Raw genomic sequence first — 6,857 nt, forward strand, 5'->3', positions numbered from 1 at the left:
GCTCTCTGGTGTCGATGCTTTGCCACAGCTAGCAATTCTTGGCCTGATTGCCGGGTCCTTAACTGCTGGTGTCATCCTGCTTTTCCGCTTCATGATCGAAGTCCCTCTTGCTTATTTTCTTCCTGAAGGTGATCCGGAAAATTTTGAAGGCTTAAGTACCTTTATGCGGGTGGTGATGCCGCTTAGCGGCGCCCTGTTAATCGGCACCATCTGGTATCGTTTGAAGATTAGCCAGCGTAAGGTCGGCGTCGCACTAGTGATGGAGCGTCTCAATTATCATCAGGGTTATATCTCGTTTAAAAGTATGATGACCCAATTTGTCGGTGGCGTGTTAACCATTTTTAGCGGCCAGTCTGCCGGACGAGAAGGACCTGCCGTACATTTGGGTGCAGCAGCTTCTAGCTTACTAGGTCGCTATCTAAACCTACCCAACAACAGTATTCGGACCTTAATTAGTTGCGGCACAGCTGCCGCCATTTCTGCTTCCTTCAACACCCCCATTGCCGGAGTCATTTTCGCTATGGAAGTCGTGATGATGGAATATAGCATTGCCGGTTTTACGCCAGTCATCCTGGCTTCGGTTGCAGCAGCGATTATTTCTCAGGTTTTCTATGGCGCAGACCCTGCCTTCCTCGTGCCCCAGCTGTATATGAACTCTCTGATGGAAATTCCCTATATCATTATCTGTGGCATAGGTATTGGTATTGTTTCAGCCTGCTTTGTTGGCTTGATCAAGCTCACCTTGCGTAATAGCACTAGCAATATTTTCTATCGGATCTCCGCTGCCGGTGCCTTAACCGCCGTTGCGGCAGCATTTGTGCCCGAGATAATGGGGGTAGGCTATGACACTGTAAACCAAACGCTTTTGGGCGAGTTTGGTTTGCTTCTACTGTGCTGCATCGCCGTGGTAAAAATTGTGGTAACGGGCATTAGCATTGGCTTGGGGATGCCAAGTGGACTTGTGGGCCCAATTCTCTTTATTGGTGCAACCGTTGGCGGCGTATTTGGCCTAATCGCTGAATGGATTATGCCTGAAACCGCCTCCTCAGCTGGCTTCTACGCTATGTTGGGTATGGGTGCGATGATGGGTTCCGCGCTACAAGCTCCCTTGGCCGCACTATTAGCCTTATTAGAACTTACGCAAAACCCCAATATAATCATGCCGGGAATGTTGATCATTGTTGTATCCAGTATGGTTGCAAGTGAAGTGTTCAAGCAGCAGTCTATTTTCCTGAGTATATTGAAGGAACAAGGTCTCGATTATCACAATAGCCCGGTTATTCAGGCACTTCGCCGCGTCAGTGTTGGCGCCATTATGACCCGACAATTTAGTCCGACGAAACGGCATATAGTTTACGAGGAAGCCAAGGAAATTTTGCGCCAGGAGCCTAAATGGATACTAATCAATAACAGCGATGGTAAACCAGTTTCGCTTCTTCCCACGGTCGATCTTGCGCACTACCTGGAGGAAAACGAACAGGAGCTGATCGAGGGTGAGGAGCACCCGATTAAGGAGCGCATCCTGATCGACCTGTTTGAAATCCCGGCACAGCGAAAAGATATTGCCTCTCTCTACTTTCAAGCCACGCTTCAGGAAACCCTTGACCGCTTTACAGAAACTAAAACTGAAGCCTTATATGTCGAGAGAACCAGTGCTCCTACCGTTTCGCGTGTCCTGGGTATCGTCACTCGCGCTGAAGTCGAAAATTATTATCAATACAAAAGGAAATAAACATGCTTTGGGTAAAAAGCTTTCACATTGTTGCTGTTGTATGCTGGTTTGCCGCCTTATTTTACTTGCCCCGCTTATTTGTCTACCACGCTCAGTCAACAGACCAAACCAGCTTAGAGCGTTTCAAAGTTATGGAACGAAAGCTATACCGCGGCATTGGAACCCCTTCGATGATTGCAACGATTGTGCTGGGGCTTTGGCTAATTTCCTATAATGTAGAAGGTTACTTCCACGGTGGCTGGTTACACGCCAAATTAACACTGGTCGCGATTCTTGTTGGCTATCACTTCTATTGCGGCAAGATTCTCAAGCAGTTTGCTAGCGACAATAATACCCGAAGCCACGTATTTTATCGTTGGTTTAATGAGTTCCCGGTATTACTGCTTATTAGCATCGTTATTCTTGTTGTTGTGAAGCCCTTTTAACATGCCGGTCTCGACACTCCCGCAAGGCATATACGGCATTACTGATCCTTCTTTGCTTCCTGGCGAGTCTCTGTTTACCGGGGTAGAAAGTGCGCTTAAAGGTGGCTGCCGTGTTATCCAATATCGCGATAAGCAATCAAAGCCAGATCAGGCGCTTGCCAAGGCACTCCGACTCAAAGCCTTGTGCCATAAGTACCAGGCAGCACTAATCATTAATGACAGCCTGGCCCTGGCCCTCGACAGCGATGCAGATGGGCTGCATCTTGGAAAATCTGACGGCCACTTAAGCGAAGCACGGCAAGCACTCGGCGACAAAAAGATCATTGGCGTTACCTGCCATAGTGACCTGCAATATGCTCAGGACTGTATTAACCAAGGCGCATCATACTGTGCTTTTGGTCGTTTTTTTGAATCACAAACTAAGCCAGAAGCACCTCCATGTAGCCTGGAAACATTCAAGCAAGCACTGCAATTGAGTATTCCCGTACTAGCCATTGGGGGTATTAGCATAGACAATATTGCTCGCTTCAGAGATACTCCTCCTCATAATATTGCGGTCATTAATAGTCTCTTTGGCCAGGCAGATATCTACCAAGCTGCGCTGGCGCTAAGCGCCGCATTTAAACAAATTCAAACTTATTAATTTAGAAACAGGTTCCAATATGTCTCGATCCGAAGATCTTTTCAACGATGCCCAAAGTGTGATCCCAGGCGGCGTAAACTCCCCGGTGCGCGCATTTAAAGGTGTTGAAGGTACTCCCATTTTCTTTGAACGCGGTGAAGGCGCCTATTTAGTAGATGCCGACGACAAGCGCTATATCGACTATGTCGCGTCATGGGGACCAATGATCTTGGGCCATGCCAACCCGGATGTAATCTCTGCCGTGAAAGCGCAACTAGACCACGGCTTGGGCTACGGTGCGCCAACTGAAATCGAAACCATCATGGCGAAAAAGGTTTGCGAACTTGTCCCTTCTATTGAAATGGTTCGTATGGTGAGTTCGGGAACCGAAGCAACCATGAGCGCTATTCGCTTGGCGCGTGGTTTTACCGGACGCGATAAAATCGTTAAGTTCGAAGGCTGTTATCACGGGCATGCTGACTCGCTACTCGTTAAAGCAGGCTCTGGCGCGCTAACGCTTGGCGTGCCTAATTCACCTGGAGTACCTGCGAGTGTCGCCGAGCATACAATCACCCTTACCTATAATGATGCAGACCAAGTTAAAGCACTGTTTGATGAAATGGGTGACCAGGTTGCTGCGATTATTGTCGAACCCGTTGCCGGGAATATGAACTGCATTCCTCCAGTACCTGGCTTTTTAGAAAGCTTACGAGAAGTCTGTGACAAACATGAAAGTGTCTTGATCTTTGATGAAGTCATGACTGGCTTCAGAACCGCTTTAGGCGGAGCCCAGTCTGTATACAATGTGAAGCCTGACCTAACTACTTTAGGAAAAGTAATTGGCGGTGGTTTACCGGTCGGCGCTTTCGGTGGCCGTACAGATATTATGCAAGCGATAGCGCCTACAGGCCCAGTCTACCAAGCCGGTACTTTATCGGGTAATCCGCTCGCCATGGCAGCCGGTCTAGCTATGCTGAATGCGATATCCGAGCCAGGTTTCTATGAAGCGCTAAGTCTGCAAACCACGAAACTGGTAGACGGCTTAAAAGCAGCTGCTAAAGAAGCCGGTGTGCCAATGACCTTTAACCAGGTGGGTGCAATGTTTGGTTTCTTCTTTACCGAAGCAGAGCAAGTTTCTCGCTTTGATCAAGTCATGGAATGTGACTTGCCTCGTTTCAAGGCTTTCTATCATGCGATGTTAGAAGAAGGTGTTTATCTTGCGCCGTCTGCGTTTGAAGCTGGCTTTGTTTCAAGCGCGCACAGCGATAAGGAAATTGAAGCAACAGTTGAAGCAGCACGAAAAGTGCTCAAGTCTCTTGCTTAGTTTTCTGTAAAACCTTCTAAAATAGTATTCAGAAATAACAGGCCTTTGTCCGTCGTACATAGGCCTTCTTCCTTCATCAAGCCCCTTGTCTTGAGTTCCGTTAACATAGGCTCTAAGACGCTGAGTTCCAGGCCCGTACGCTGAGACAGTAGTGAAGCTGGCACACCTTTCGTCAGACGTAGAACATTCATCATAAACTCGAAAGCTAAATCTTCTTGTGGAATAGCTTGTTCGCCCACTCTAATACTAGGCCCTGAACTGACATCAGAGCGCCTACTAGCAATTGCTTTTAAGTAATCGTTTGGGGTTCGAGTCTTACGGTAGCGATACATTCCCCTAAGCTGCTGAGCATCATCTAGCAAAGTGATTTTAGAGTGTGCACCGGCACCAATGCCAAGATAGTCACCAAACTGCCAGTAATTAAGATTGTGCTTAGCTTGAAAATCTGGTTTCGAGAATGCCGAGACTTCGTACTGCTGAAAACCCTTCTCGCCTAACAATTGCAGGCCATTATTTTGAATATCCCACATCAGTTCATCTTCAGGTAGAGCAGGCGGGTAGCGATAGAACTCGGTATTTTGTTCGATCGTCAATTGATACCAGGATAAGTGATTCGGCCCAAGCGATAATGCACTTTGGATATCATCCATGGCATCATCCAATGTTTGCCCGGGCAAACCATGCATCAAATCAATATTACAGTTAGTAATACCTCCCTCGTGTGCTTGTTCAATGGCCTTCATTGCTTCACTAGCAGAGTGAATGCGCCCAAGCTTTTCCAAATAGCGGTCTTTAAAACTCTGAACACCTAAAGATAGGCGGTTAATACCTGCTTGAGCATAAGCTTGAAATCGCTTCGCTTCAGTCGTACCTGGATTAGCCTCGAGTGTGATTTCGATATGCTCGGCAAAAGGCAATCGCTTATCTATGGCAGGTAGTAAGCGCTGATAAAACTCACCTGACATTAAACTCGGTGTACCGCCACCAAAAAAGATCGATTCAATTTTACGGCCCTGTGCAAATTCCCTATCAAAGTCCAAATCTTCAAGAAGCTTATTTAGATAGGCCTGTTCTGGAATTTCAGCACTGACATGGGAGTTGAAGTCGCAGTAAGGGCATTTGCGTACACACCAGGGAATGTGTACATAGAGACTTAGTGGAGGCAGTGTATTCAAGGCTCAGCCTAAGCCATTGACGCTTTGATTAGCTCAATTTTGTCGAGCAAAGCCTGGGTTGCCTGGCCACGGTGGCTAATTTTGTTTTTCTCTTCTTTCGTCAATTCTGCTGCGGTACATTGTTGATCAGATACCCAAAATACCGGGTCATAGCCAAAACCTTCACTGCCACTCTGAGTTTCAGTAATTCTACCAGGCCAACGGCCATGGCAAATTAAAGGTGTTGGATCTTCAGCATGCGACATATAAACCAGAACACAATGGAATTGCGCTGTTCTTTCTGCCTCGGGAACCCCCCCTAACTTTTTCAAAACCAGGTCGATGTTATCCTGGTCACTAGCTCCCTCACCTGCAAAACGAGCTGAATAAATACCGGGCTGTCCCTGTAAGGCGTCAATCGCGATACCCGAATCATCCGCCAAAGCGGGTAGGCCTGTCATTTTGGCTGCGCAACGCGCTTTAATAATGGCATTCTCAACAAAGCTGAGCCCCGTTTCTTCAGGCGGCTCAAAGTTATAATCTGATTGCGGGCTGACCTCAATATCATGATCAGCCAGCAGTAATTTAAACTCTCGAAGTTTTCCCTGGTTACCCGTAGCTAATACAATTTTCATCTCTGCCTGACCTGCTAATCGTTATAGAAGTTTTGCGTAAACCTCAGTTTTAGTGGCTGTGTTCCACCTTGCGGGTAAACCGTTACGTCAAAGGTCAACAAATCACCCTCGCGATATTGAAGCTGAGCCAGGTAGTAAATAGCATCGCCTTCTATAACTTGCTGGAAAGATAAAAACTGCGACTGGCGAATCTCATTGATCATCTCTGCCTGCACGGAACCACCCACTGCTTTTCGCTTTCCCTCCTTATCGACCTTAATAATACTGATATTAACCAAGCCTAAAGAACGACTTCTAACTAGTTGATACTGCCTTGCAACCTCTTCATCGAGGAAGGTCGAGGCAAAGGCAATATAGTGTACTTCATAATCGCTGCCATCAGGCCCTGGAAATACCTCTTTCTTCTCTGCATTCGCTGCAACAGAAAGAAAAGTCGTGAGCAAAAAAATTAAACTTGTTAAGGTTCGTATCATCGCTGAATTCATACGCTTGAGCCTATTGGATCAGAAAAAGTGAATTATTTACTAATGCGGTATACCGCAAATTCGGCAAATAGATTTGGCCACATGCGCGCAAAACTACTCTGTTCAAACTCTGCATCCACCACTTCGCGGTTCAGGATCTTGATACCTTTTTGAACACAAAGCGCTTCAAAGTCCTTAAAGGTGCAGAGGTGGATGTTCGGTGTGTTATACCAGGTATGCGGCAAAGTTTTCGACATCGGCATTTTGCCATTCCACAAAAGGTAATGGCGGCAACGCCAATAGCCAAAATTTGGAAAGGTAACAATTCCCTGATTTCCGAGACGCATCATTTCATCAAGCATCACATCCGGACGCCGGACTGCCTGTAGAGCTTGCGTCATAATCACCGTATCAAACTGCTGATCGGCAAATTGAGACAGGCCTCTTTTGTCCAGATCATGCTCTATAACATTAACTCCCTTCTCAATGCATCGGGTTATC

At 46.8% G+C, this 6,857-nt stretch carries 8 protein-coding genes; 4 read left to right on the plus strand and 4 right to left on the minus strand.

The window, feature by feature from the left end:
* The 4 genes from A3735_RS20820 to hemL all read left to right on the plus strand — a co-directional run.
* Positions 1–1,732: chloride channel protein (locus A3735_RS20820; RefSeq protein ID WP_068638562.1), on the plus strand; the 1,732-nt coding region annotated here is incomplete at its 5' end.
* Positions 1,729–2,157, plus strand: coding sequence for a protoporphyrinogen oxidase HemJ (gene hemJ, locus A3735_RS20825; protein ID WP_304438909.1), 429 nt, complete (start codon positions 1,729–1,731; stop codon positions 2,155–2,157). The genes A3735_RS20820 and hemJ, both read left to right, overlap by 4 nt.
* Before the next feature lies 1 nt (position 2,158).
* Entirely contained in the window at positions 2,159–2,800 is a 642-nt protein-coding gene (gene thiE / locus A3735_RS20830) for a thiamine phosphate synthase (RefSeq protein ID WP_068510028.1), read from the plus strand.
* Between the two features lie 19 nt (positions 2,801–2,819).
* Positions 2,820–4,103 carry a glutamate-1-semialdehyde 2,1-aminomutase gene (gene hemL, locus A3735_RS20835; RefSeq protein WP_068510026.1) on the plus strand — a complete coding sequence of 428 codons (1,284 nt, stop codon included), beginning with the start codon at positions 2,820–2,822 and terminating at the stop codon, positions 4,101–4,103.
* Here the strand turns inward: hemL and hemW are convergent.
* From hemW to metW, 4 genes are all read right to left on the minus strand, one after another.
* Positions 4,100–5,278, minus strand: coding sequence for a radical SAM family heme chaperone HemW (gene hemW, locus A3735_RS20840; protein WP_068510024.1), 1,179 nt, complete (start codon positions 5,276–5,278; stop codon positions 4,100–4,102). The genes hemL and hemW overlap by 4 nt on opposite strands.
* An 8-nt stretch (positions 5,279–5,286) precedes the next feature.
* Positions 5,287–5,892: an RdgB/HAM1 family non-canonical purine NTP pyrophosphatase gene (gene rdgB / locus A3735_RS20845; protein ID WP_068510022.1), complete on the minus strand. Its 606-nt coding sequence runs from the start codon at positions 5,890–5,892 to the stop codon at positions 5,287–5,289.
* A gap of 14 nt (positions 5,893–5,906) precedes the next feature.
* Positions 5,907–6,377: a DUF4426 domain-containing protein gene (locus tag A3735_RS20850; RefSeq protein ID WP_068510021.1), complete on the minus strand. Its 471-nt coding sequence runs from the start codon at positions 6,375–6,377 to the stop codon at positions 5,907–5,909.
* Between the two features lie 32 nt (positions 6,378–6,409).
* Positions 6,410–6,857 (minus strand): methionine biosynthesis protein MetW (metW, locus tag A3735_RS20855; RefSeq protein ID WP_068638564.1); only part of this gene is annotated, 448 nt, incomplete at its 5' end.

It is taken from the genome of Oleiphilus sp. HI0061 (assembly GCF_001635675.1).

What these genes read in the sequence shown, in the direction of transcription:
- thiE (WP_068510028.1), top strand. Translation starts at nt 2,159, where the DNA reads ATGCCGGTCTCGACACTCCCGCAAGGCATATACGGCATTACTGATCCT.
- hemL (WP_068510026.1), top strand. Translation starts at nt 2,820, where the DNA reads ATGTCTCGATCCGAAGATCTTTTCAACGATGCCCAAAGTGTGATCCCA.
- rdgB (WP_068510022.1), bottom strand. Translation starts at nt 5,892, where the DNA reads ATGAAAATTGTATTAGCTACGGGTAACCAGGGAAAACTTCGAGAGTTT.
- A3735_RS20850 (WP_068510021.1), bottom strand. Translation starts at nt 6,377, where the DNA reads ATGAATTCAGCGATGATACGAACCTTAACAAGTTTAATTTTTTTGCTC.